At 59.7% G+C, this 24,477-nt stretch carries 14 protein-coding genes and 2 pseudogenes; 3 read left to right on the top strand and 13 right to left on the bottom strand.

Going from position 1 to position 24,477, the window contains the following annotated elements:
* Nucleotides 1-122: 122 nt before the first annotated feature.
* The 8 genes and pseudogenes from NKH30_RS29775 to NKH30_RS29740 all read right to left on the bottom strand — a co-directional run bounded on the left by NKH30_RS29775 (nt 123) and on the right by NKH30_RS29740 (nt 5,870).
* Nucleotides 123-446, bottom strand: coding sequence for a DUF736 domain-containing protein (locus NKH30_RS29775; protein WP_023672372.1), 324 nt, complete (start codon nt 444-446; stop codon nt 123-125).
* Between the two features lie 543 nt (nt 447-989).
* Nucleotides 990-2,711, bottom strand: a complete 1,722-nt coding sequence (locus NKH30_RS29770; protein WP_352997749.1) for a ParB/RepB/Spo0J family partition protein — start codon at nt 2,709-2,711, stop codon at nt 990-992.
* An 89-nt stretch (nt 2,712-2,800) separates the two neighbouring features.
* Nucleotides 2,801-3,208 (bottom strand): annotated as a pseudogene (locus NKH30_RS29765) (DUF2958 domain-containing protein); the annotation flags it as partial.
* Between the two features lie 17 nt (nt 3,209-3,225).
* Nucleotides 3,226-3,429 carry a hypothetical protein gene (locus tag NKH30_RS29760; RefSeq protein WP_352549568.1) on the bottom strand — a complete coding sequence of 68 codons (204 nt, stop codon included), beginning with the start codon at nt 3,427-3,429 and terminating at the stop codon, nt 3,226-3,228.
* Complete coding sequence (locus NKH30_RS29755) at nt 3,426-4,388, bottom strand: ArdC family protein (RefSeq protein WP_352618503.1); 963 nt, start codon at nt 4,386-4,388, stop codon at nt 3,426-3,428. Before NKH30_RS29755 ends, NKH30_RS29760 begins: the two co-directional genes overlap by 4 nt.
* A 487-nt stretch (nt 4,389-4,875) precedes the next feature.
* Nucleotides 4,876-5,196, bottom strand: a complete 321-nt coding sequence (locus tag NKH30_RS29750; protein WP_352529543.1) for a sunset domain-containing protein — start codon at nt 5,194-5,196, stop codon at nt 4,876-4,878.
* 58 nt (nt 5,197-5,254) lie between these two features.
* A complete protein-coding gene (locus tag NKH30_RS29745; protein WP_352529541.1) occupies nt 5,255-5,482 on the bottom strand; it encodes a hypothetical protein in 228 nt (75 codons plus the stop codon).
* A 154-nt stretch (nt 5,483-5,636) separates the two neighbouring features.
* Nucleotides 5,637-5,870, bottom strand: coding sequence for a helix-turn-helix domain-containing protein (locus NKH30_RS29740; protein WP_023679646.1), 234 nt, complete (start codon nt 5,868-5,870; stop codon nt 5,637-5,639).
* Nucleotides 5,871-5,975: 105 nt separating this feature from the next.
* Between NKH30_RS29740 and NKH30_RS29735 the strand changes: the two genes are divergently transcribed.
* Nucleotides 5,976-6,257, top strand: coding sequence for a DNA -binding domain-containing protein (locus NKH30_RS29735; RefSeq protein ID WP_352610886.1), 282 nt, complete (start codon nt 5,976-5,978; stop codon nt 6,255-6,257).
* A 95-nt stretch (nt 6,258-6,352) separates the two neighbouring features.
* On the opposite strand, the gene NKH30_RS29730 is transcribed toward NKH30_RS29735, so the two are convergent.
* Nucleotides 6,353-8,260: a putative bifunctional diguanylate cyclase/phosphodiesterase gene (locus NKH30_RS29730; protein ID WP_352938819.1), complete on the bottom strand. Its 1,908-nt coding sequence runs from the start codon at nt 8,258-8,260 to the stop codon at nt 6,353-6,355.
* A gap of 225 nt (nt 8,261-8,485) precedes the next feature.
* Nucleotides 8,486-8,752 (bottom strand): annotated as a pseudogene (locus NKH30_RS29725) (5-demethoxyubiquinol-8 5-hydroxylase UbiM); the annotation flags it as partial.
* A gap of 361 nt (nt 8,753-9,113) precedes the next feature.
* Here NKH30_RS29725 and NKH30_RS29720 point away from each other — a divergent pair.
* Complete coding sequence (locus tag NKH30_RS29720; protein WP_352997752.1) at nt 9,114-12,110, top strand: TrlF family AAA-like ATPase; 2,997 nt, start codon at nt 9,114-9,116, stop codon at nt 12,108-12,110.
* 244 nt (nt 12,111-12,354) lie between these two features.
* Here the strand turns inward: NKH30_RS29720 and NKH30_RS29715 are convergent, their stop codons facing one another.
* From NKH30_RS29715 to NKH30_RS29705, 3 genes are all read right to left on the bottom strand, one after another.
* A complete protein-coding gene (locus NKH30_RS29715; protein ID WP_352997747.1) occupies nt 12,355-15,825 on the bottom strand; it encodes an ATP-binding protein in 3,471 nt (1,156 codons plus the stop codon).
* Nucleotides 15,822-17,084 carry a metallophosphoesterase family protein gene (locus NKH30_RS29710; RefSeq protein ID WP_352997746.1) on the bottom strand — a complete coding sequence of 421 codons (1,263 nt, stop codon included), beginning with the start codon at nt 17,082-17,084 and terminating at the stop codon, nt 15,822-15,824. The genes NKH30_RS29715 and NKH30_RS29710 overlap by 4 nt, the downstream gene beginning before the upstream one ends.
* 88 nt (nt 17,085-17,172) lie before the next feature.
* Nucleotides 17,173-22,743, bottom strand: coding sequence for a DUF3320 domain-containing protein (locus tag NKH30_RS29705; protein ID WP_352997745.1), 5,571 nt, complete (start codon nt 22,741-22,743; stop codon nt 17,173-17,175).
* A 341-nt stretch (nt 22,744-23,084) separates the two neighbouring features.
* Between NKH30_RS29705 and NKH30_RS29700 the strand changes: the two genes are divergently transcribed.
* On the top strand, nt 23,085-24,248 hold the full coding sequence (locus NKH30_RS29700; RefSeq protein ID WP_352997744.1) for an IS110 family RNA-guided transposase: 1,164 nt from the start codon (nt 23,085-23,087) through the stop codon (nt 24,246-24,248).
* Nucleotides 24,249-24,477 lie beyond the last annotated feature (229 nt).

The following is a 24,477-nucleotide window of genomic DNA, read 5'->3' as shown; positions in this document are numbered from 1 at the left end:
CCGCTGTTTTGGGTCTGCTTTTATATGTTGGCGCGGGTGTGCTGTGGGGGGGGGTTTGTTCCGCCGCCCTTTATTCCACCACCCCGCGCGGGGGTGGGGGCGCGGGGCTCGGGGCTGGCGGTTCAGTCGACCGGGTTCCAGATGATGGCGTATGTGTCGTCATCGTCCTGGCCGGCGGCGCGGCCGAGATTGGCGTAGAGCTTGCGCGGACCGAACTCCGGGGCGGCAATCGACAGGCTCACATAGTCCTTGCCGGAGGTCTCGCCGGTGCGGATCCAGCCGGCCCCTACTTCGACCCCTTGCGTCAGCACCCGGAAGTCGGGATGGGTGTCGGCGCTCTTTGCCTGATTGGGCACGATGTCGATGTCGGCGCGGACGCTAAGCGTCTTGAGCTGGCCCTTGTAGCCGCCGTTTTCCTGTTTGGTAACGTATCCGATCGCGGTCATTTTCAGTCTCCTTTGGTGCTCGCAGGGGACCATTCCCCTGCGATGGCGGACCGTGATGGGCGCGTCCGGACCGCCGGAACCGGGACGGCCGCAGCGATAGCGGAGGACCCGAGCGGGCAGCTTTTTTGAAGCGAAGCGGCGCGAGGAAGCCGCCGCAGGCGGCGGGGAAAAAAGCTGCTGGCGAGGGTTTCGGGCGGGCCGGATCCGCCCATAGGTCGTCAAGCCAGCCGCAGGGGAATGGTCCCTGAGACACATGGAGACAGGTGGCGCGATCGGTGACACAAACGAGCAGGCGGCATTACAGGGCGCTGGCTGCGGGGGCTCTGTCGCCAACCGGATCGGTAATTGGCCCATGCGCGGAGCGCCTCGGCAAGCAACCCGGCGCGGTGCAGGGCTGCCGAAACGGGCGCGAATTGGCGTCGGGATTTCTCGCGCAAGGCACTGGCTCGACAAGATGACCAATCGGCAGCCGGCGCGGCCCGGAGCGGCGCGCGCGATCTGAGCGGCGGCACTCGAAAGAACCGCCGCTTGACGCTAATCGGTTCATTCGCGCACGAACAGCGGCTGCACATGTGTCCACTGATCGGCGGTGCGGAAGCCGCCGCGGCTGGTGTAGCTTTCGGCCGGGAATTTCATCCAGCGCGGCAGCCAGGTCTCAATCTTCTGGCGGCCGTTCTCGCCCGCCAGGAAGTCGCGGGTGATCTTCTTTTGCGTCTTGACCTTCTCGGCGACATTGCCGTCCGCGACCAGCTTGCCGCCGGCCTCGGCCAGCATCGAATTGGCGATTTCCTTATCGCGCAAGAGGTCGAAGAAGGCATCGTCCGGTTGCCACAATGTGCCCATATCGACGTTCAGATGGTTACCGAGCGCCTCGATGACGGCGCTGCCGGCTGCAAGCTTCTCGGCCATGACAAGGGTGAGAACGCGCATGACATCGTCGTCGCACAGCGCCAAGAGGCGCGCGAAGACGCGGGCGATAGCAAAGGCGTCGCCATTGCCGCCGGCGACCACGCCATCCTCATCCGGTGATCCGAGCAGGGCCAACACTTCGCGCAGCTTTTTGCCGAATGCGGCTTCAGCCTTGCAGCCGGCAAGGCTGGCAGTCACCGTCTCGTTGGCTGCTCGCTGCGGTTCACGGCGCACCTGCCACAGGCCGGAACCGGTGATGGCGTGCGCCACCACGAGGCGCAGCGCCACGGCGGGATGGTCGAACATGGCCGCGCGCACGCCAGCATGGCGATGCAGATCGACATAGTTCTGCATCGGGCCGGTGAGTTCGGGGCGCGGCGGCTTGGCGGCTGTTTCTTCTTGCTCGCCGCCCTCGCGGGCGCGGCGGACTTGCTTGTGTGACAGCCAGCCCTCGTGACACTCGACCTCGCCGCGATACGTGACCGCGATGAAGACCTTGCCGCCCTTCTTCTTCGGGGTCTTCTCGTGGTCCCATGCGTGGAAATATTGGCCCGGTTCCAGCAGCACCACCTCGCTCCAGCCGTCGTTGAGATAGGTGTCGCGTCTGGTGGCAATCGCTTCGTTCTGCTTTTGCCAGAACAGGTCGGCATCGGCGAAATAGCTGTCCTCGCCGAACAGGTCCGACGTGATCAGGCCGGGATATTCGTCGATGGCAAACAGCGCCACCTTGGTGGAAATCGACTGGCCGCCGAACAGCCATTGCTTCAATTGATAGCCACGCGGCGCGTATTGATCGGGATCGGCACAGAGTGCCAGCCAGTCCTTCTGCTGCGCCTTGGACGCCATGGTGAGATGGCGCACCGTCTCGGTATCGATCTCCTCGCGCCGGTAGGCTTCGCGGATTTTGGGCAAGAGGTCGCCAAGCGCCAGAATGCGTTTGACCTTCAGGTCAGTGATGCCGAAGGTCGCAGCGATATCGGGAACGGTGCGGCCTTGCCTGACGAGCCGCGAAAACGTCTCCCATTGCGATACTTCGTCAGGATCGAGACGGGCGAGGTTTTCGATCAGCGAGGCTTCCAGCGCATCGGCGTCGTCGCCATCCTCCATGATGGCGCAGGGCAAGGGATCGCCTTCGCCGCGCTCGTCGGCAAGCGATTTCGCGGCGAAATAGCGCCGCCTGCCGGCGACGATCTCGAAGCTTTCCGGTTGCCCGTTCGGTCGCACAAGGAGAGGCACCAGCACGCCGCGCGCACGCACGGAGGGCAGGATGTCGGAAATGTCGGGCGCGCGTCTTCCATGGCGCATGTTGAGCGCGGAAATGTTGAGGTGATCCAAGGGGATGTGGGCAAGCTGCATGGCTACTCTCCTTCGCTTTGGTGAGGTTGTCCCCGCCGCAGATGCCGACGGCCGGCGCGGCGGGACGGTTTTTGCGCATATCGGCGCTGCTGTTCCGCCGTGTCGGGCGGAAGCTCGGAATGGGACTTTGAAAGGGCGTCTGCTGCCTGCCGCAGAAGTCGCTCGGCCTCGGTGATGTGGCCGCAAATGCGGGCGGCTTCGGCATAGGCGGAGAGCGGATAGCGCGCCTGGAAATGCAGGTCGCGCTCGATGCCGAGGCCAAGCGGACCTTTTGCGGATGCAAGCTCGGCCAGACTGACGCTGCCGAGTTCGGGGAAGCCGAAGCCGAGATCGCAAAGGCCGAACAGCGTGTCGCCATCGGCGTCGAGTTCGCTCAGAAGCCACGTGGCGGCACCTGTGGGATTAAACAGTTTCACAACGGGAAAATGGTCGGTTTCGGCGTCGGCGGCGCCATTGGCGAGCAGTCGTGCGCGCAGTGGATCGGTGATCAGGATCATGGAAAGACTCCTTGTCATCAGAACAGGTCGAGTTGATTTCTGCTGGCTTCATCGAAGAGGCCGATATCGAGCGGCTTTTGCGCCGCGCGCGGACACATCGGCGCGTCCATCAGGAGGGTGAGCCGATCGCGCGTGGTGATCGGCCGGACACCGGGAATGAGCATCTGCTCGCCTTGCGGCGTCGGCTCGCTCGCGGTCAGTTGAGGATCGCGCATCGTCATGCCGCAATCCCTTCCTGCGCCTCGCCTTCGGCATCGGCCTGAAGGCCAAGCAGGAAATCGGCGGCCTTGGAGGCAAGACTGGCGGCACGGAAGATCGCGCGGTTGTCCTCGCGCAGCACCTTCAGCCATGAGCCGATGTAATCGGCATGACGCACGGTCGGCTCGATACCGAGATTGCTGCAGACGAAGGCGGCAGTGATTTCGGCGACCAATTCTTCACGCGCGTAAGCCTTGGAGCCGAACGAGCCGGAGAGGTCGCGAGCAAGCCGCGTCGGGTGGCCGGTCCAGTGGCCAAGCTCGTGAAAGCAGGTCCGGTAATAGTCGATCTGCTGATGGAACGCCGGCTGCGGCGGCACCTGAATGTGGTCGCTGCCCGGCATGTAGAAAGCGCGATCGCCGCCGACTCTGAAATCCGCACCGCTGGCGCGAATGAGCGTCTCGGCCTGCGGCACGATCTCGCACTGAGGCAGCGGCTCGGCGGCGGCATAGAGGTCTTCCGGAAGATTATCGCACTGCGCGACATTGAAGACGGTGAAGCGCTTCAAAAAAGGCACGGCCTGTGGTTCATCGCCCTCGTGGCGTGCGCGCTCCTTCTCGTCCTTGGGGACAAAGCGGTCGGCATGCACGATGGTCGTGCCGCGCTCGCCCTTCCTGACGTTGCCGCCAAGGACGAGCGCCTGCCGGAAGGTGAGCCAGTTCTGGCTGGGATAGCTGCGCTCGATGACCGCGCCCCACAGGATGAGGATATTGATGCCGGAATAGGTGCGCCCAGAGGATGCATTCCTCGGCAGGCCAAGGCCTGCCTTTGCGCTGCCCCATGGCTTGACCCATGGCACGGTGCCGCGCTCCAGCTCGGCAATGATGCGGTCCGTGATCTCCTGATAAAGGCTGGCGCTGGGGCGCCCGCCCTTGCCTGCGCCAGCCTCTCCGCTGGCGGAACGCTTGCTGTTTGCATGCATCGTCTCATCCTCCGCTCGCCAATCGCCGCGCCTTTCCCCGGAAGCGGGGTGGGCGGCGAGTCGCGACCGGAAAGGCCCGCCGTGGGAGGCGGACCGCATCCGAAGGACCGGAACGAAGAGGAGGACCCTGAGCGGCACGCGAAGGGTTGCGGGCTGCCGCGGCGGGCCTAGAAGGGAGTGCCGCCCACCCCGCGCCACCGGGAAAGGCCAACAGACAAACCCCGCCGCCCGCAAGGGCGGCGGCCGTCACAGCCCGAAGGGCTGCCCACGCCAAGGGGCAAAGCCGAATGGCCGAGACCGCCTGAGCTTGCCGAAGAAAAGCGGGCTCGGTTCACGAGCACCTGGTGCGCGTCGTCAGGCGCGCGGGCGCCCGCCAGGACGGCAGGCTGGACAGATTTTTCGAACGGATCGCGATAAATACTTCAAATGAATGCTGCACCGAAAACATGTGCGATGCAGCATTTTCGCAAGCATTTACCACGGACGCTCAGACCCGAGACTTCCGCCACCCAGCCTTGCGCGCGGCTTCCTCCGAACAAAACCAGCGCTCGCCTTTCAACAGGTTGATGCGCGTCTCCCAGTAATATTCCTGTCCGGGAACATGATAGATTCGCTCGCCCGTGTTGTAGCTGATATTGGCTTTGATGTTGCAGCCGACAGCGGCAGGGCCGATTTCGAAGGCAAGAAAGCCAGCCAGGATTGTTCCACCAGCAACGATCTTTGCCCACAACGGAACGTCCTTCGAACGATGGCGCTCGCCATACCTGCGACGGTTGTACCGATTGTCTTGATAGCGATGGTTGCCCACGCCCCTTCTCCCCGAAGAGAGAATGCGACGTTTGCAGCCTGGAGTCTATAAGTCTGGTCTAATTCACCGGCCCTGTTCCGAACCATTGAATGAACGGCGCATCCTTACCCGTGATATCCTTCACCGTCTTTAACAGCGCGTCATGGGTGCGTTGGAGAGCCCGGTAATGGTCGCTGCTAGGTGATAGAAGCGGCTGGACGATGCTCTTGTGCAGCCGTTCCGCCTCCGCCAGAAAGCGCTCGATTTCAGCCTGTGAAAGCTGCCTGGAAAGTTTGGTCCTAGCCATTGCGATCTCCGTTGAGGAATCGCCCCACCTAGGATTATCATCCTATATCGGCATGGCCTGGTAAAGACCCACCCGCAGCGGAATGGCAGCTTGCCGAAGAAAAGCGCGCTCGGTTCACGGCACCGGCGCGAGCCGTTAGGCGCGCGGGCGCCCGCTAGGACCGCAGGCTGGACAGAATCTCGCACGGATCAGCGTCAAGCGCCGCAGTTAAGTCGAGAAACTCGATGACGTCGAGACGACGCTCTCCACCCTCGTACTTGGCCACGAAGGATTGGGGACGATCAAGCTTCTCGGCCACCTGCGCCTGAGTCAGACCTTTGGCCTTGCGCAGGGAAACCAGCTGGGCCAGAAACCGCTGGTGGCGGGGCGATCGAAGAGACTTGGGCATGTAGGCGAACCGGTCGGGTAAAGACCGGATCAGCGACTAATCCCGGTTTCGGATTATCCCATTTTGGGATATGCTGCGGGCGCTCAACAGGCGAGGTTCGCAGGCATGAATCGATCAATGGGAACAGATGAGAGTCGAAGCTCAACGTTGAGCGATGAAGTCCCCTGGTCGGAGAACCTCACGAGCTACGACAGGGAGCATTTCACGATCTACCTGCGGATCCTGGATGCCTGCGCCGACAATGCCAGCGAAGAGGAGATGGCCGATCTCATTCTCGGCATCGACCCGGCCCTTGAACCGGTCCGCGCCCGCAAGGCTCTTCGCAGCCATATCGACCGGGCGAACTGGATGGTGACGACCGGCTACAAGGAACTGTTCGCCGGCTGACGCACAGCACGGATTGTCATGCTCTTCAAACAAGGAAGTTCAGATACCCGTCACTCATGGGCGCACGGCCGCGAGAGACGGCGCGGCGGGAGCGGTCACAACTGGTTCGCGTGCTGTTTGACTGCCATTTCCAGTGCTTGGCTCAGAGGCACAGCCTTGGAGAACAGGAAGCCTTGAGCGGTTCGGCAGCCAAGCTTGTGCAGGGTTTGCCGATCCGCCTCTGTTTCGACGCCCTCGGCCATGACCTCGATCCCGAGCATGTTACCGAGATCGATGACCGATTTGACAAGCAGTCGGTCCTCTCGGGACTTGGCCAAGCCGCGAATGAAGCCCTGGTCTATTTTGACCTTGCGTATCCGACTGTCCTTGAGCGATGCCAACGTAGAAAAGCCGGTGCCGAAGTCATCGAGCGCGATGGAAATGCCGGCATGTGAAAGCCGTCCGAGCTTTTCATCCACTCTGTCCGGGTCAACCGGGGATTCTTCGGTAATCTCGATCTCGAACATCGTTGCAGGGAGACCTCTTGCCGCCAGACCATCCAGAACCATGTCGTCGATATCGCCGGCTTCCAGTTCGCGCGGTGAAACATTCATCGCCACACGGAGATCACGACAGTCAGCTTTCACCAAGCCGTCGATAAAAGCACAACAGTCGGCGAATACGGTTTGCGTCAGCAGCTGAAGCATTCCGGTTTCGCGTGCAGCTGTGATGATTTCGGGTGGAGAGATGGCACCATGAGTCGGATGGGACCACCTCAGCAAGGCTTCAAAGCCGACCACGGCCTCGGTGTCGAGTTTCACGATCGGCTGGAACCAAGGTTGCAAGCTTCTCGTCTTTATCGCCGAATGAAGGTCCCGTTCGACGGACTGGCGGCGTTGCAGTTCCCTGTCGAGTTCGGCATCGAACAGGCAAAATTCGTTCCTGCCACGACGCTTGGCCGTATAAAGGGCGATATCCGCCCGCAACAACATTTCGGTCAGGCCCGGGCTTTCCGCCAGATATATTCCTATTGATGCCCCGACCCGGACGGACGCGACCTCGATATAGGGGCGGGCAATTTTGGCTATGATATTGGAGGCGAGATCACTGGCAGAAAGCGAAACCCTCGTTGAGGGAAAAAACAGCACGAATTCATCGCCGCCGATACGAGCGAGCGTTGAGCCTTCCGGTGCTTCCTCCTCTATGCGGCGGGCGATCCTGACAAGCAGTTCATCACCGGTCCTGTGACCGTAGGTATCGTTGACGGATTTGAACCCGTCCAGATCAACCAGCATTGCCACGAAGGGGCCATCCGCGGTCTCGAAACGTCCTATTGCGTCTTCGAGGCCACGCCTGTTGAGAAGGGCCGTCAGGTGGTCCTGCCTGGAACTGGCCTTCATCTCCGCCGCAAGCCGCTCGGCCTCATGCCTCAGGCGGCTCGCTTCGCGGAACCGTGCTTGCCCAACAAACGAAGCTCGAACCAAGCCGCCCATGAAGAGCAGAACGGTAAAAGCCAGAATGTAGTCTTCAAAATTGCCTTTCGCCAAAAGGCAAGCCACCGTGATGAGGAGCGGAGGTGTGATGAAGTTGGTCGCCGCCGCGGCATACGAACTGCCGTATGTAACCGCACCAGCGGAAATGCCCGCCAGAATGACCAGATGCAGCGGTGCTTGAGGTGTCGTGTATCCAACAGTCAGGACGGCCAGGAAGGACCAGGCAAACCCTGCCAGAAGAGCAAGGATGCCAAACCAGCGAAGCCGCGGCAAAACCCCCACTAAACCGTCATGGCGCCCCGTTTCCTTTAGCTGATAACGCGCGAGTGCAAGGCGGGCGGCATTTATCGCATTGACGACCAGGAACCAGATTGCAGCGGCAAAGCCGCTGCCAGAAAGGGCGTGCACCGCCCAAATCAGGCCTGACAGGATACCGCTTATCGGCATCGACACGAAGAGGCCGGTCCTCAGGTCAGCAAGCTGATCCTGACGGATTTTGGCCTCCAGCGTGTCTACTTTCTTCGGGGCCATGGACGGACCAGCTTGCTCCCATCGTTGTTCGCGAGGACAAGCTTACGCAGGCCCACTGAAGGACGGGTTAACTATCCAGCAGGGGTAGCCAGTGCGCTCACCATGGCTTCGGGTCGCAGGTCCGCGCGCGTTTCTTGATCCGAATCATGCCAGGATCGGCAACGTCAGAGACAAAAGGAAGCCGCGCCGAGACAGCGTTCCAGAGCGGCAGGGCTATCTGCCGATTCACCGCCTGAGCATGGCCGAAATGCCATGGCGGACAAAGGGAAGATATTGGGCAAAGCGGAGCCCCGCATGTCTTGCAAGCCGTGCCGCCGGGTGCTCGCCTGAGTAGAGACCGACAAGCATGTTGGTGGCATGATAGAGCGGTGCCGCCGACAGGCGCAGCCGGCTTTCGTATCTGCCGAGCATGTCGGGATCGGCAATGTCGCGGCGGGCGTGACATGCTGTCAGGATTTTACGAGCGAGTTGCTTCTGGCCGCTGAGGCCGATAACGGACGTCACGCTTTTCGGCAACGGTGCCATTGCTCAACTGAGGCAGCGTTTCGGAGCCGAATGTCACCCCGTCAGTCGGCTTTTTTGCGGAAGTTGGAAACCACAAGAACACGCCTAGCAACCTCTGGACCTGGATAGGCAGCGGCGGCTGCATGCCCGCCTTTTGTTTCTAGCACTGCTTTTATCTTTCGGCGACAGGCGGTGACTTGTGCTCCAAGGTCATGAGAACACGCCTTGATTGATTTTTTCATCCGACTAGATTGTACCCGCGCGTTCATCTGGGCGCCGATTCGTGATCCTGCCGGACGACAGGCAAGGCTTTTTCGGATCGGAAACCCCGTCACCTGGAGTGCTTCGGATGAGTGTGTCCTCAACGCCGCGTGCTGCCAAACGAGAGGCTCATCGAGGGTCGCAGTGGCTTAAGTGGGATCTGCATTTACACGCGCCCGGTACGAAGCTCTCTTGCGGATATGGCAAACCGGAGGACGCGACGTGGAAACGCTTCGTGGCTATTCTCGAACAATCCGAGGTCAAGGCCTTTGGCATAACGGACTATTTTTCATTCGACGGCTACCTGAACACCGTCAAGTGGTATCGCCAATCGTATCCGGACTCGACCAAGCTAGTGATCCCGAACCTAGAGCTGCGTTTGACCGAGACGGTCAGCATCGACGGCAAAAACGTCAACGCGCATGTTCTGGTAGACCCGGCTGTCGCGACGGCCGAAGCCTTGAGTAAATTCCTCAACGACCTCGAAACGCACATATCCGTTGGTGGCAGACGGTTACGCTGCAGTGAACTGACGTCTGCGAACTACGCTGCGGCGACCGTCAGCATACATGATGTTAAGGACTCGCTAAAAGGATGCTTCGCGCCGGAGCAATACATTATCGTCACCGCCGCCGGAAACGATGGCCTACGCGGTACCGCCAAAAATTCCCAGCGTAGCAAATCCATTTCCGATGAACTCGACAGGATCAGTAGCGCCTTCTTTGGGAAGTCGAACAGCACGGCATTCTTCCTGAGCGACTCTCGGTACGAGGACGGGTCGAAGTCCGAGCCTAAGCCCCTCTATGACGCCAGTGACGCTCATTCCTTCGAGGACCTCGGACGTTTGACAGGTGACGAGCCGAGCTATCAATCGACCTGGATCAAGGCCAATCTGACTTTCCGAGGTCTCCGGCAGACGATCTTTGAACCGGAACATCGCGTCTTTGTTGGAGACCGTCCAACCGTTCTCGTCCGGCTCGAGCGAGAGGCGACGCAGTTCATCGACAGGCTGGAGATCAATGCCCTCGCCACCTATGCCGATCATAACGGCACCTGGTTTCGGAACGTCGAAATCCCGTTCAACCCTGAACTGACTGCCATAATCGGCAACAAGGGAAGCGGCAAAAGCGCCGTCGCGGACATTGTCGCGCTGCTCGGAAATACTCGCCAAGCGAAATATTTCTCGTTTCTAACCGACAGTCAGACGAACAAGAAATTCAAGCGGCCCGGCTTCGCCGAGAATTTTTCGGGTCGTCTCGTATGGAAGAGTGGGAGCGTTGTTGAACGGACACTGAGCGATGATGTCGATGAACTCGAGCCGGAGGCGGTCAAATACCTACCACAGAACTACTTCGAGAGCCTGACGAACGAAATCGAAGTCCAGGCGCTGCGCCGGGAAATCGAAGACGTCGTATTTTCACACGTCGACATCAGCGACAAGATGGACGCCAAGAGCTTCCGCGATCTCGAAGAACGGAAGACGTTGAACAGTCGACAGGAAGCTAGCCAGATCAAAACGAAGCTGCGGGAACTCAACATCAGGATTCTCGAACTCGAGGACCAGAGCGAACCTGCATTCAAGACCAAACTGCAGGCGGAACTAGGGGTCCTTCAGAAGCAGGTGTTCGCACTCGAAGCGTCGAAGCCTCCGGAGGAAGCTGCCCCGGCTGCTCAGAGTGCGGAACAGGAAGCGGCGACAGAAGAAATCGCGTCACAAACCCGATTGCTGGATGACCTTTCTGCGCGTGAAAAGAGCGCCGTCACGCGGCTCGGCTGGCACAAGACTACCCTGCAAGAGGCCAGTGAATTCAAGGACGCCGTAAATGCCCTGAAAAACCGTGTGCAAGGCGACAAGGAGGCTTTTAAAACTAAGTATAGCGCTCTCGGCTTAGATGTTGATCAGGTCATCCGTATTACCGTTAACCTCGAAGAAGTCACGAAGAAGATTGAGGATGCGAACGAAGAAATCGCTCAGATTGAGCGCGAGAGCGCCATTGTTTTCGATTCAAAGACCGATCTTTCCAAAGTCGCCAGTGCACCCGAGCTTCGTGCTGCGCAGAAATATATTGCCGATCGCATTGCCGAGACGCGCGCCGCTCTCTCGGCACCTCAACAGCGTTATCAAAGGTATGTGCAGGCCGTCCGCGAAATATCCGAGCAGATCAGCGATATCGTCGGTCAAAAGGCCTCGCCGAAATTAGGGACGATCGCGGAACTAGAGGCCCGCATTGCCCGGATCGACAACGATCTGCCGGGTGAATTGTCCAAGGCGTTTGAGGACCGTAAGGCACTTTGCTTGACCCTCTTCGAAAGCAAGCACAAGATAAGAACGTTTTACGAGGGTTTGAAAACCAAGGTTGAGTCGCGGCTCACTGCGGTGAGTACCGGGGACTTCAAGGTGTCGATCGACGCGTCTTTTGTACCGTCTCCCAAGTTCGGTGATGAATTCTTCAACCATCTGAACCAAAACGTGAGCGGCCCCTTCCGCGGAGTCGCGGAAGGCGCGCGCGCCCTTCAACAGAAGCTATCGATAGTCGACTGGAACTCCTTCGAAAGCATCTTTGCCTTTGTGCACGATGTGGTCGGATCGATGAAATCCGGTGGCATCAGACGGCAGACCAAAGACGTCAAGAAATTCTACGACTTCCTTTATTCCCTCGGATACTTCGAACCCCGGTACGAGTTGAGACTGGGAGGCAAAGACCTGAACCAGCTTTCCCCCGGAGAGAAGGGGCTTCTGCTGCTGGTCTTCTACCTACACCTAGACACCGACAGCTCGCCCCTCATCATCGACCAACCCGAAGACAATCTCGACAACGACAGCATATTTGCGGTACTCGCAAGGTGTATTCGCGACGCGAAGAAAACCCGGCAGGTCATATTGGTGACGCATAACCCAAACCTCGCGATCGGAGCCGACGCCGAACAAATCGTCTATGTCCGGTTGGACAAGGTGAACGGTTACAGGTTCAGCTATGATTGCGGCGCGATCGAGAACCCGAACACCAATGGCCATATCGTAAGGGTGCTCGAAGGGTCGCGGCCAGCCTTCGTACAACGTCGACTCAAGTATCAAATCACCTGATGGCGGGGTATTGCGGCGTTGCTTTGTTTTGTAACGTCCGCTCCTGGCGTTTCCGGACGTGGTCAATGGCGAAGCATCCGACATCTATAAGAAGAGCGGGTGATGCGGACGACCGAAATGAGGCGCAAAGTTGCCGGGGGATCTTGGCAAGCAAGGCTAGGGGTAAGAAGCCGCAATTGCCGGCAGCGCGGCCAACGCCAAGCGATTTCCTTGTAGATTGGAAGACGCTGTTTGGGCGGCCATCCTATTCGAGTTGGTGGATGGTAGTCCCTGGCACAACTGCCTTGGCGATTTCGCATAAATGCTTGTGATGCGTTAGATATATCACCTGACCCATGCCCGCCATTTCGCCGAAAAGCCTGAACACTTCTTCAGACCGGATATGGTCGAACGTCTCCATGATGTCGTCCGCGACGAATGGGACCGACTGTCGGAATTGCGCGAATTCGTAATATCCAGCGAGTCTCAGGGCCAGATAGAGCTGAAACCGCGCGCCTTTTGACAGCGCATCGGCGACCTTGGATTGGCCGTCGCGCTGCATCGCGATCAGGACCTCGCCACCCTTCACGGGCTGCGTCGTGAGGCCAGAATGCTGGCCTTGCGTCATCAGCTTGAAAGCGTCCGATGCACGCGCCATCATTCCTGACCGGTGGCGCTCGCGATAGGCGCGCAGAGCATTCCCGGCTGACATGATGCCGAGCTTCAGTTCAATATAGCGAACCGCGCTGTCCTCGATTTCCAGCAGAATGGTTCGGCGTTCGGCGTCGAGCCGAGCGACAGCGCCGTCGCCTCCAATCTCGTCAATCTTATCCGCAGCGCGCGTTTGTCGGATCAGCTGTTGTTGGAGGAAGCTGTCTAGCTGCTGGAGCCTCTGCTCGCCTTGTCCCTTCTCGATCGCCAGGCCGTCGAAGTCGATTTCGTCAAGGACCGAGCGGGCCTGCTCAAACTTCTCCAATGAAAGTTCAGCCGCCACGCGATCCTCAAGCTCGGCCACGCTGGTGCGCAGACGATCCCTCTCGCGCAGCAACTCGTCGCGGTGCGCCACATCGGTTAAGGTTTCGACGCCGAACGCGATCAGCACCTCATTCTTGCGGCACTCATGGACCGAAGTCTCATTGTCGAGGACATTGCGCTCGCCTTGCAAGCGTTTGAGATCGGCCAAAAAGCCTGCCTTCGAGTCACGCGCCCTTTCAGCGCGATCCAAGCGGTCGCCAACGCGAACCGCTAACTGCTCCGGCTCTCCATCCTTCGTAGCCTCTCCCAGATCTGCTGCGATAGAGCTGACCTCACTGAGGAAATCGGCCCTGTCAGCTTCCATTTTGTCGATGCGCAGCTGAAGGGCGTCTCGCTCTTGCACGCTTTTGGCCAGATTACTCAACTGTTCGAGCACTGTGCTTAAGCCGGAAGCGGATACGCCGCTCTCGAGCCAAGTTCCCTTGAGCGTCTCACCTGTCGTGGCGAGCCACTCCTCCTCGCGCCGCTCCGCCATGGCGAGAGCCCGACGCCTGACGGTAAGATCCTCCTCCCTGCCATTCACGGTTCTTAGTGCTTCAGCGTATTCTGCGTCTAACTTGCGCTGCCGCTCTAGAAACAATTCCGCGAGGGCCATAGCGGCTTCAAGCGTGTCATGCGGCGCCGGTACTATTCCGACGCTCGTCAACGCCCTGATAAGTTCCAGTCGGATCTGCTCGCCCGCCTCGGCAGCCCGGTCCGCCCTCTTCCGAGAGAGCTCGATCTGCCGCCATTCACCGAGTGCATCAGCACGCAACTCAATTCGATCGTCCAAGCGCTGTACCAGGCGCTCTAGTGATGGCTCGATCACGTCTTCTAGCAACGCACCGCCGGCCTGACGGACTTCAGCCATCTTGGTTTCATGATCGAGGGCAAGCTGCGCGTATTGTTGACGCAAACGAGACAAATCCGCCGAAGTTTCGCCAAGCGCCCTGGTCGTTGCGCGTATCTCTGCCAAATCCGACGCGTTCGCTAGACGGCCCGTGCCGACGCCATCGTCGCGGGCTAGCGCTAGAGCAAAGTCATCAGCTGTTTCGCTGGTCAGCGCCGCCCTATGCGTTTCCCAAGCTGCGTCACGTGCTCGTCGGCTCACTGCAGCGGCTTCGTCGTCAGCCACATCGATCGACACACGAAATGCTTCGAGTCGTGCCGATTGCCTCGTGGAATTGCTCTCACATTCCTCAAGGCGTTCGGCGATCACCGAGCTGGTTCTGGCTAAATCTGTTGCGGCCATTTTCCAGGAAGCAATCTGCCCAGCGCTCGGAACAGCGATGCTCGCGAGCGCGCTCGCATCGCCGGCCCACGGCGGCAGCTGAGCCCGCAACTCCTCGAATCGTATTGTACCCGCATCTTCCTCCTCGCGGGCCGCCGCAACTTCCGCGAACTGGTTGCTGGCGCGGGCCTTCGACAATGCTGAACTGAGCTTCGCTCTGACGGATTCGGGCACGGCTCTTTCTTCGCCAACTCGCTGTCGAGCCAATTGGAGCGCATCGATAGCAGCCGCAATTTCGTCATGGGCAGCGCTTGCCGCCGTGGCGATCCCGGATCGCTGCTCAATCATTGTGCGCAAGACGCCCACCGTCGCTGCTGGCAAAAGTAGCTTCGCAGGATCCTGTTCAGAAGTGCGTCCCAACGCGCTAAGGCAAGTCGCTACGGTGTTGTCGAGGATCTGCAGCTGGAACTTGCGAGTGGGCAAATCAAGGCCTGCCGACGAATAGCGCACCTTGCTCTCTGCCAAGCTTCTGATGCGCTCCGAGACCCCCAAGATCAGCTCGTCTACGTCGAGGAATGCAATGCTTGACGTCAGACGTTCAACTTCGCCGACATTGCCCGCCAAACGCGTTCTCAAGCTCGCATCGTCACCAATCAGCTCCGCGATCGAGCCCGCCCAAGTGCGCGTAGGTGAAGCGGTTTTCGGCAATCCGTCTAATTGGACGAGCTTGCGCCGAATATCTGCCACCATCGGCCGTGCACGCTCGAACCGCGCAATCGCCTCCAGCCGGTTCGCCAGCACCGCTCGTTCATTGATCAGGGCGTCGTATTGTTGTGCCGCGTCGCGACGTTCAGCCTCCAGTCCTTCGTAGGTCGAAGCAAGTGTGTCGATATCATCCTTCCGAGTTTTTAGGTCGGCCAGCCGCCTCTTGAGCAGCGCGATCTCGGTACCTTGGGCCTGCTTGCGATGTAGCGCGTCGGCCTCTGCATCCAAGGCATTTAGCGTATCGCTTGCATGGCCAAGTCCTGCGCTGGCGGTGAATAACAGCTTGCCGAGATCACCGCGCGATTCCAGGATCGCCTTTCCACCGGCTTCCAGCGTCTCGTCATCCAAGGAAAACATTGTCGCGTAGGCATCGCGAGACAGGCCGGCGAGGTGTGCCGAGATTGCCATCTCACTGACCGGCTTGCCGGTCGCATCAAGGAGCGAATTGTTCCGCTGTTTCGTGCGGGTAAATGAATGCTCCAGACCTGCCAGTTCGAGCACTCCACCAAGGCGCATGGCGCTATACTCGTGAATGAAGTTGTATTTGCTACGCTCCTCGATCCCGAACAAGAGGTCGAGAAAGCCAGAAAGAGCGGTCGACTTGCCAGCCTCATTCAGGCCGAACACGATATGCAAATCAGGGCCGGACGTGGGCTTCGGTCCAAAGTCGATCGTACGATCGGTGAAGTTCCCATAGCGAACGAGGTCAAGGCGTCGCAGTCTCATGACGAGGCACCAGCCTTGAGACGTGCGGTGACCTGGTCAATGCCCCTGGCCAGCGCTGTATCTAGGAAAAGGTCGAGGTCGGCTTCGCTCTTGCCAGCAAAGTCGCGGCCTTCCGCCGGAAGTTCGGCAACTGTCTTTTGAATGAACGCCCTCGCCTCGGCGCGGAACGCCTCGGACGTGGCGTCACTGCGCATCGACGCGGCTAGCTCATAAATTGGATCAGCGGTGTCCTCAACTGCTTCGGTCCCAGGTGAAAGGACGTTGAGATCGAGCTTTTCGATCCACGTGTCACCCAGTTGCCCGGCCACCTGTTGAGCTTCGGCAAGGAGGAGGTCCCTGTCGCGAATGAGCTGCCACGACAACGGTGTCGCTCCGCTCAAATCGACTCGTGCCAGAACGTGCCGCGATCGAACATTGGATCGCAGCTGTTCAAGTGCGTCTCGAATGCGCGTGACGACTTCGGGCCACTCAACGGTTCCGATAAGGTCGATGTTGAGGCGTTCGAACTGCGCGACGCTGGTCAGCCGTTCCTCGATCTCAACAGAACCGTGATCACGTATCGTCACAAGCGTTGCCGATTTTTCGCCCGCCTCGTTGATATCCCTGCCTTGCGGAATACCCGGCATCACGACCGTTGCGCGTGCCCCTGGATAGACCTGGCGAACATGGATGTGTCCGAGCGCCCAGTAGTCGAAACCATGATTGTGCAAGTCAGCCACACTGCAGGGCGCGTACACGTCGTGACCGAGCGAACCGGCCATGCTGGTATGCATGATACCGACATTGACCGCGCCTTCACGAGGTGTTGGGTACTTGGGCAACAGACTTTCTGGCGCCTTCGAATGCGTAAAACTCAGGCCATGGAACACCACATCCAGACCACCTGAAGTCTGCAATACCGATTGGGCGCGGCCGCCGAAAATAGTCACGCTGTCCGGAAACACGAGCTGTTTTGAGATGCGTGAGAGGGCATCATGGTTGCCGCGGATCTTGAAGACCCTAATACCAGCCTGGTGCAGCCGTCCGATCTGTGTCGCGATGAACCGCGCAGTCTTCATCGAAGTCTGATCGCCATCGTAGAGGTCGCCCGCAATGACCAGCGCATCCACGCGTTCCTCCAGGCACAAATCCACTATCGAAATGAAGGCTTGGCGGCTGGCGTCTCCCACGAGCTCTGCGAGTTCGAGGTTTCGCAACGCTAGCGAACGCAGCGGTGAATCCAGATGAATGTCTGCCGTATGAACAAATCGAAACGCCATTCAGCCTCCAGCCAAGGGCAGAGTTTGTCCCCAGGTTCGCCACGATCTGGCGAGGGTGGCGGTCCACCCTCGCGTCCTCGCTGATTTCTTACTGACCGTTTGCGCCGTCTATCAGCAGGCCGTCTTGGTACCGCAACGATCCATTCGCAACAGCACCGGCGACCGCCGCTGAAATCAATTGCCTCAGCTGCGCGCTCGTGGCTTTGAAGCCCAGCATCCTCGAGACGCTCGTTGCGATTTCGTCCTCCGTCGCGCCGAGATTGGATCTCACCACCTCGATTGCACCCTGGGCAACTTCCTCCGAGGAGATCATTTCTGGCTTACGCAATCCAGGGGACATGACACCACTGCGGTCGCGTAGCTGAATAGGCGCGCCCGGTTTGAAGCAGAAGTCGCCTCGACGCGCCACCACTCCCCGCGCTTCGGCGATAACAAGACCACGCTCAATCGCGTCCTGAATCCTGCCGCCGGCCCGCTGTAGGCCCCATGCATCCCGAATGCGCGATACTACCTCATCGAGATGGACTGGCGTCTCTGCGGCGACGATTTGCTCGACCAGCCCAGCCAGGAGACCGGTGGGCGTCTCGTGAAGTTCAAACCGCTCGGGCGGTCTCTGTACACTCGCTTCTGCGTAGGCTCGATCTGGTGTCGCGGCTCCATTCGTAGTCTCCAAGGCGATTTCGGTGACGTTACCCCGGTCGACCGTTACGACTTGTACGGCCGCCCCACGGCTTCTCTGGTTTCCCAACTCCGCCCGTTCAGCAAGTTCTCTCGTTGCAGCCTCGATCGCCGCCACCGTCCGCTCGAGCTGTTCACGCGGACGCTGGAACCAATCGGCGCTCCAGATGCGGTGAATTATCCAGCCGTGGTCTTCGAGCACAGCCTGGCGAAGCCGATCCCGATCTCTTGCGGAGCGCGAGGAGTGATACTCGGCACCGTCGCATTCGATGCCCAGCAGGTAGCGCCCTGGCCGCTCCGGATCAGCAACTGCCAGATCGATGAAGAAGCCCGCGATACCCACCTGTGCATGGACCTGATAGCCTCGTTCAATCAAGGCGTTGGCTACCTGTTCTTCAAAGATTGAATCCATCTCTCTGGTCGTCGTCTGAGCAAGCGAGATGCGTCCAGTCCTCGCGTAGTGCAAAAAGAGCTTGAAGGCAAAGACCCCCTTACCCTTTCCGCGCTCGAGGTCGATGTCCTCATCTGTTATCGACGCGTACACCTCACAGGCACGCTTAGCCCGGCTTATGAGAACGTTGAGTCGACGTTCTCCGCCTTCCGAACCGAGTGGGCCGAAGCGCATGGCCATGTAGCCCTGGGAATTCTTCGCGTATCCCACCGAGATCATGATCACGTCCCGCTCGTCGCCTTGAACGTTCTCCAGGTTCTTGACGAAAAACGGCTCACTCGGATGGGCGTGGAAGAAGTCTTCGGTGTCCGGATTCAACCGCCGCAGGGCTTCAAGCTCATCTTGGATCGCACGGCGTTGGCTGACAGAAAAAGTCGCAACGCCAAGAGACTCTTGTGGATTGGACTTCGCGTGACGAATGATCGCTTCTGCTACGGCACGCGCCTCGATCGGGTTCGTCCCTGTCCCACCTGAATCGAACACTCCGTCCGGCACGTAATGGAACCGCAGCCCCATACCAGCCTCTTGGGTATACGGACTTGGGACGATGAAGAGCCGGTTGTCGTAGAACTGGCTATTCGACACGGCGATGAGCGATTGATGTCGACTGCGGTAGTGCCAGCGAAGCATGCGCTGTGGCAAACCACGGGCTGTGAAAAGCCCGAGAATGCTCTCGATGTCAGCGACTTGCGCACCCTCGCCGTCGTCATCTTCAGATTGCGAGCCCGTCATCTTCGCAAAGAATGTCGTCGGTGGCAGCTGGCGTTCATCGCCAACGACGACTACCTGGTTCGCCCTGGCAATTGCGCCGAGTGCGTCCACCGGCTGGATCTGAGACGCTTCGTCCATAACCAGGAGGTCGAACGACATTCGACCGGGCGACAAGAACTGCGCCACCGAAAGTGGGCTCATCATGAACACCGGCTTCAACGCCTGGACAGCAGGTCCTGCCCTCAGCATCAACTGCCGGATAGGCATATGGCCTCTTCTGCGCGCCATCTCAGATCGAAGCAAACCGACAGGCCCAGCTCCGCCATCTCTTGAGGGGATCTTGCGATGATGCGCGGTCACGACCTCGATGGCGCTAGCCTTGATCCTCTGCCGGTCCAAATCCGCAAAGTCGCGAACAGCTCTCGAATGTAGCTCGCCGTCAAACCTCCCGAGGTCCGGCTCCTTGTTCGCCATCGCCGTCAGCATTTTCTCGTAATAGGCCATGTCGAAGACCGATCGCGCCGATGCGGTTGGAACCTGGCCATTGGCCAGGCCGCCGATCAACTGTCCTAGTCCCGCCTTTCGGGCAGTCTCAGATCGTTCTTCGTAGGCAACCCATTTCGAGAGCTGTTCCTGATGCTCGACCCAGCTCTCCAATCGGGCAATCAACTCAGCAATCACGACCTCAGAGAAATCGCCTACTCCGAACAAAGACGAAGCATCAGCTTTCAAATCCTCCGCAAGCGCCTTCAACCGCAGTGCCGCGGCCTGGGTCGTTTCTCGCGTTGCACGAGCTGATTGTGCGATCTCGACCCTGTCAGGCAGACGCGCGACCAGATGTCGGAGTGCGGTATTGTTTTTCAACCAGAGCTCGGCCTGCGTAAGCGCGGCCCAGTCGGATCCTCGCCCGAGCCAAGACGAGCCAAATGCGGACATGCCAATGCCGTGAGCAGCATCGATCTCTTGAGCAAGCTTCTGTAGGGCGCCCAGTCGTCGGACGAGCTCCACCCGACCGGATAGCTGATCAGGAAGGCTGGCCAGAACCTCTCGAGACGCTTCGTCCGCTTGAGCCACGGATCGCGCCTTCACTTCCATCAGCTGCAGTGAAGCCCTTTCGGCGGAGGCCACGTCACCCAGCATGGACGGCGCGAGGTGGCCGAGATCATTCCAGAAACCCTCGATCATCGGCCGGCCGATATCGATCACCTTGCGAACCCGGAGCGCCCGCGCGCCCGCTTCAGAGCGCTCGGCCATCCGACCAGCAATAAGTCGCGGTTCCGAGCCAAGTCCCCTTAGCGTGCGCATCCATTCCACTAGAGCCAAGAGCGGTGCCGACGAGGATTTCTCCCGGCGCCAATCTGCTCCGAAGGCGGAACGACCAAAGGCGTCACCGTCACGAACCTTCGTGGCCGCCGCTTGCCCCTTCATCAACACGTCTAGGAGACGCACTGTCTCAGTCGACGGCGCGTTAGGATCGACTAGAAGGGACCGCAGAAGGGCTTTGGCGCGACGGTAGTCGCCGCTCAATGCCTTCAACAGACCCGTGTGACTAGCGAGGGCTTGCCTTGTCGGTGCAACCTCCGTGTTCCAGGCAGCATCGACAACTTTGCCCTTCAGCTCTGCTTGGACTGCCTCAAGCGTCGCGACGCTCTCGGCAAGGTCCGCCGCTTGTTCAAGTCCTGTGTCCCAAACGGTCGCGGCAAACGCTTCAGGGCTCGCGTCAGGGGCGGCCGCAACTCTCTCTCCCGTCACGATCAATCTAACCAGCCCTGCCAACGTGTCCGGTACAACCGTTGATCCCAGCTCCTGGTTCAGCCGCTCCGCTTCATCCCGCAAGCGCGGGAGCAGAACGGTCAGCTGGTGCGCACGGACAAAACCGTCTTTCGGGAATTCCGATGGCAGCTTTGCGAGCTCTGCCTCCAGACCTTCAATTGGGGTGTCGATCGCCGTCGCCACCAAATGCTGCGAAACGTCTTCGAATTTGCGGGCGAAATCCGATCCTGTCCAAAGAAGCGATGAGATCTCCTTAGGATGGTCGTCCCACACCGGCGAGACCAACGCATCGGCGGGAAGCTCTGGTGCGGACGCAAGCAGTTCTGCGCGATCTTCTATGTCGCCGCTGTCGCTGAGAATTCGCGAAGGCCCGGCCTCGGTCCGCGCGGCAATGTCGATCAGTTTTGCCTGCACAGCCTTCGCTTGATCGAGCAATGACCCGATGCGCGGGACGAGCCGCTCGACCGTGGTCGGCAGTACGACGTCCAGGCCTACCCCTCTCCAGGGATGGTGGATGGGTAGCCCGATTTCGTTGATCCGTTGAGAGACCTCGTCGAGAAGCTTCCGGCGTGACGAAACGCCTTCACTCGTCCAATGGATGGCACCCTCGAGCTCGATATCTACGGGTTTTTGCCCGTTCTGCCTGAGCCGGGTTAGCTGGCCGAAAACCTGGTAGGGCGTCAGGGCGGATGCGCCGAACGGAACATGCATCCGGTCGGCATGCGCATTGAGCCTGTCGCGCGCCTGCGACAACTGATCGGTCAGCGCAGATGGGAATTGTCCTCGAGGCGATCCGAGCTGCCAGGTACGACGCAGTTCCTCCAGCATCATGCGCTTGTTCGCCTTGTTGCTGTGGAGTTCCAGGCACACGTCCCCTACCCCGGCATTGTCGAGGCGGCGCTTCACGACCTCCAGCGCGGCCATTTTTTCAGCCACAAAAAGGACGGTCTTTCCGTCGGCCACGGCCGACGCGATAACATTCGCAATTGTCTGCGATTTGCCAGTGCCTGGGGGGCCCTGGATCACAAGGTCGCGACCCTTTCTGACATCATGGATCGCAAGTGTCTGGGAACTGTCGCTGTCGACGATGTGCAACATCTCCGCTGGCGCAATGTGCGGATCAATCGCGATGTCGTCAGACATCAGCGGCTCGCGCGCTTCAAAGCCGTCGGAAAGGAGCGAGCGGATCTTCGGCTGCTCGATTATCTTGGAGGCCTCGGGCCAGATCTCAGGATCAAGATCCCGGTACATCAAGAACTTCGCGAACGAGAAGAAGCCCAGCACCATATCATCCCGGAGCACCTCCCAACCCTCTTTGGTTGAAACCGCTTCGGCCACGGCATCGAGATACTTTGAGGCGTCGAAGTCGTCTCCCGCATCGAAGCTCGGCATGGCGAGCTTGTGCATCCGATCCAGATAGAGCTCAAGGGAGAGGTTCGCGCTCTGATCCTCTGGCCTGGCGCGCAGCCGAAACTTCTCTCCAGCCGTTCCTCGCTCGAGCCGGACCGGCACCAAAATGAGCGGTGCTTGACGGATGTTTTCCTTGTTGTTCGGGTCAATCCACTTCAGCATCCCGAGAGCCAGAAAGAGGATGTTGACGCCCTGCTCCTCCTCTAGCGTCCTGGCATCGTGATGGAGATCGAGAAGCCGGCGTTGCAAGCCGGTGGGGGTCATCCGCGTCTGCAGTTTGGTGTCTGTATGTCGCGCAAACACTCCCCTGTCGTCCACTTTATCGTCCTCTGGCTGAGCAAGGGAAATCGGGGAGTAGTCGATCTCGTCTTCCGTAGCAGAGCCTTCTTGGCCAGCCTTTAGTCTATCAGGCTTGCCTGCGACGAACGTAAAGACCTTCCCTTCATTCACCAGCAACCGATAGACCTCGGATGACCGCTCATCGACGATGTCGATCGTTTTCGCACTCTTTGAAAACCGGGGCACGTTCAAAAGGCGATTACGTGCGGAGAGGTCGAGCAACTCCATCCTGGCGCGCTCGAGCTTCTCCTTTAGCGGTAGATCGCTTTGGAAGACTGACTTTTCGGATTCTGACAATTATGCCCCCACTCCCAGAGCCGAACACTTAGATCCTGCCCAACGGTGGCCGCAACAAAAAAGCTATCCGCATCTCGATAATACTGTTGGCACCGTGCGGTCCGAGCATTGTGAAATGAGATACGTTGGTGACTTGATTTGAGCTAGCGGGCTGTTGAAAAAGGCCCTCGCCACCGGACCGCAGCAATGATTCACTGGCTCCGAAGGGATTCGGAAGTGGCGAGTGCGCGGCGGCGACGATGGAACTGGCGAACTTTTCAGATCCTATGAGGAGGGTGGATAACGACCTGCGCTGTGGCAAGGTCAGGTCGCGTAATCAACACCTTACCCTGGAGGCAAGCATGCCCGTAGCAGCTCACCAACCCAAAGCGCCGACCGCTATCCGCACCGATCTTGGCGCAATTTTCGTCTCGTTGGAATTGAGTCGCTCGAAATGGTTGATCACCTCGCTGTCGCCGGGTGGCGGCGAGAAGATGTCGAAACATTCGGTGGCGGCCGGCGATGTCGCCGGCATGCTGGCGCGATTTGCCGAGCTCAACAGGAAGGCGCAAGCGCGGACCGGGCGGCACTTTCCGATCATCGTGATCCAGGAGGCCGGGCTCGACGGCTTCTGGATCCACCGCGTGCTACAGGCCGAGGGGATCGAAAGCCACGTCGTCGATCCGGCGTCGATTGCGACCGCGCGCCGGCGGCGCCGGGCAAAGACCGACAAGATCGACGGCGAGGCGCTGGTTCGGGCATTGCTGGCCTATAAGCGGGGTGAACCGCGGGTGTGCGCGATGCTACGGGTACCGATGCCCGAGGAAGAGGACCGCCGCCGCATCTCGCGTGAGCGCAAGGCATTGACGAACGAGCGCGTGCGCCACGTCAACCGCATCAAGGGCCTGCTGTTCAGCCAGGGCGTATCCGGCTACGAGCCGTTGCGCCGCGATCGGCGCAAGCAACTGGCGGCGCTTCAGACCGGCGACGGCCGGCCCTTGCCCGCACATTTGAAGGCGCAGATCGGCCGGGAACTCGATCGACTGGAACTGCTACTGGAGCAGATCAAGGCGGTCGAGGCCGAACGCGATGCCATGCTCGCTGCTGCGCAGGCCGTCTCGCCAGCACCGGCGATGCTGCTCAACCTGAAAGGCATCGGGCCGGAGTTCGCCATTGTCCTCTGGTCGGAGGGGCTGTCGCGTCATTTTGACAACCGACGTCAGGTTGCCGCCTATGCCGGCCTGGCGGCGACGCCCTGGAAGAGTGGGGCGATCGATCACGAGCAGGGGGTGTCGAAATCTGGCAATCCGACTCTGCGAACGACGCTGGTCCAGATGGCCTGGCTATGGGTGCGCCATCAACCGCAGTCAGCGCTCACCTTATGGTTCAAGGAGCGGGTGAAGCAGAACAACGGCCGGCTGAAGAAGACAATGATCGTGGCGCTGGCCCGCAAGCTGCTCGTGGCGCTGTGGAAATACATTAACGCCGGCGTTGTCATCGAGGGAGCGATCATGACGGTCGCCTGATGCGCTACACCCATCGAATTCTGCCATCTTCCAGGATCTGATCAGTCCTGGCGGATCCGAGGTGGACGAACCGGCACGTAGCGTGGCTTCAATCGCCGTTGTCTCAGAATGGTCTCGTCTTCCTGAGCCCCTGTCCGCCGCAAGCGGGATGTTGGTGCCGCTGTTTCGAACAGCGACCGTTTATAAGTTGGATCTGGCTCGGGAAACGAGCCGCGTCATGCAATCGGGC

The organism is Mesorhizobium sp. M1273, assembly GCF_040318195.1.
Lineage (GTDB): Bacteria > Pseudomonadota > Alphaproteobacteria > Rhizobiales > Rhizobiaceae > Mesorhizobium.
The sequence above is the reverse complement of the archived record's forward strand: the minus strand, read 5'-3'. Positions and strand labels throughout refer to the sequence as shown.

Bases quoted from the DNA above. Each gene is read 5' to 3' on its own strand.
- NKH30_RS29775 (WP_023672372.1), bottom strand. From the start codon at position 446: ATGACCGCGATCGGATACGTTACCAAACAGGAAAACGGCGGCTACAAG.
- NKH30_RS29770 (WP_352997749.1), bottom strand. From the start codon at position 2,711: ATGCAGCTTGCCCACATCCCCTTGGATCACCTCAACATTTCCGCGCTC.
- NKH30_RS29760 (WP_352549568.1), bottom strand. From the start codon at position 3,429: ATGACGATGCGCGATCCTCAACTGACCGCGAGCGAGCCGACGCCGCAA.
- NKH30_RS29755 (WP_352618503.1), bottom strand. From the start codon at position 4,388: ATGCATGCAAACAGCAAGCGTTCCGCCAGCGGAGAGGCTGGCGCAGGC.
- NKH30_RS29745 (WP_352529541.1), bottom strand. From the start codon at position 5,482: ATGGCTAGGACCAAACTTTCCAGGCAGCTTTCACAGGCTGAAATCGAG.
- NKH30_RS29740 (WP_023679646.1), bottom strand. From the start codon at position 5,870: ATGCCCAAGTCTCTTCGATCGCCCCGCCACCAGCGGTTTCTGGCCCAG.
- NKH30_RS29735 (WP_352610886.1), top strand. From the start codon at position 5,976: ATGAATCGATCAATGGGAACAGATGAGAGTCGAAGCTCAACGTTGAGC.
- NKH30_RS29730 (WP_352938819.1), bottom strand. From the start codon at position 8,260: ATGGCCCCGAAGAAAGTAGACACGCTGGAGGCCAAAATCCGTCAGGAT.
- NKH30_RS29720 (WP_352997752.1), top strand. From the start codon at position 9,114: ATGAGTGTGTCCTCAACGCCGCGTGCTGCCAAACGAGAGGCTCATCGA.
- NKH30_RS29715 (WP_352997747.1), bottom strand. From the start codon at position 15,825: ATGAGACTGCGACGCCTTGACCTCGTTCGCTATGGGAACTTCACCGAT.
- NKH30_RS29710 (WP_352997746.1), bottom strand. From the start codon at position 17,084: ATGGCGTTTCGATTTGTTCATACGGCAGACATTCATCTGGATTCACCG.
- NKH30_RS29700 (WP_352997744.1), top strand. From the start codon at position 23,085: ATGCCCGTAGCAGCTCACCAACCCAAAGCGCCGACCGCTATCCGCACC.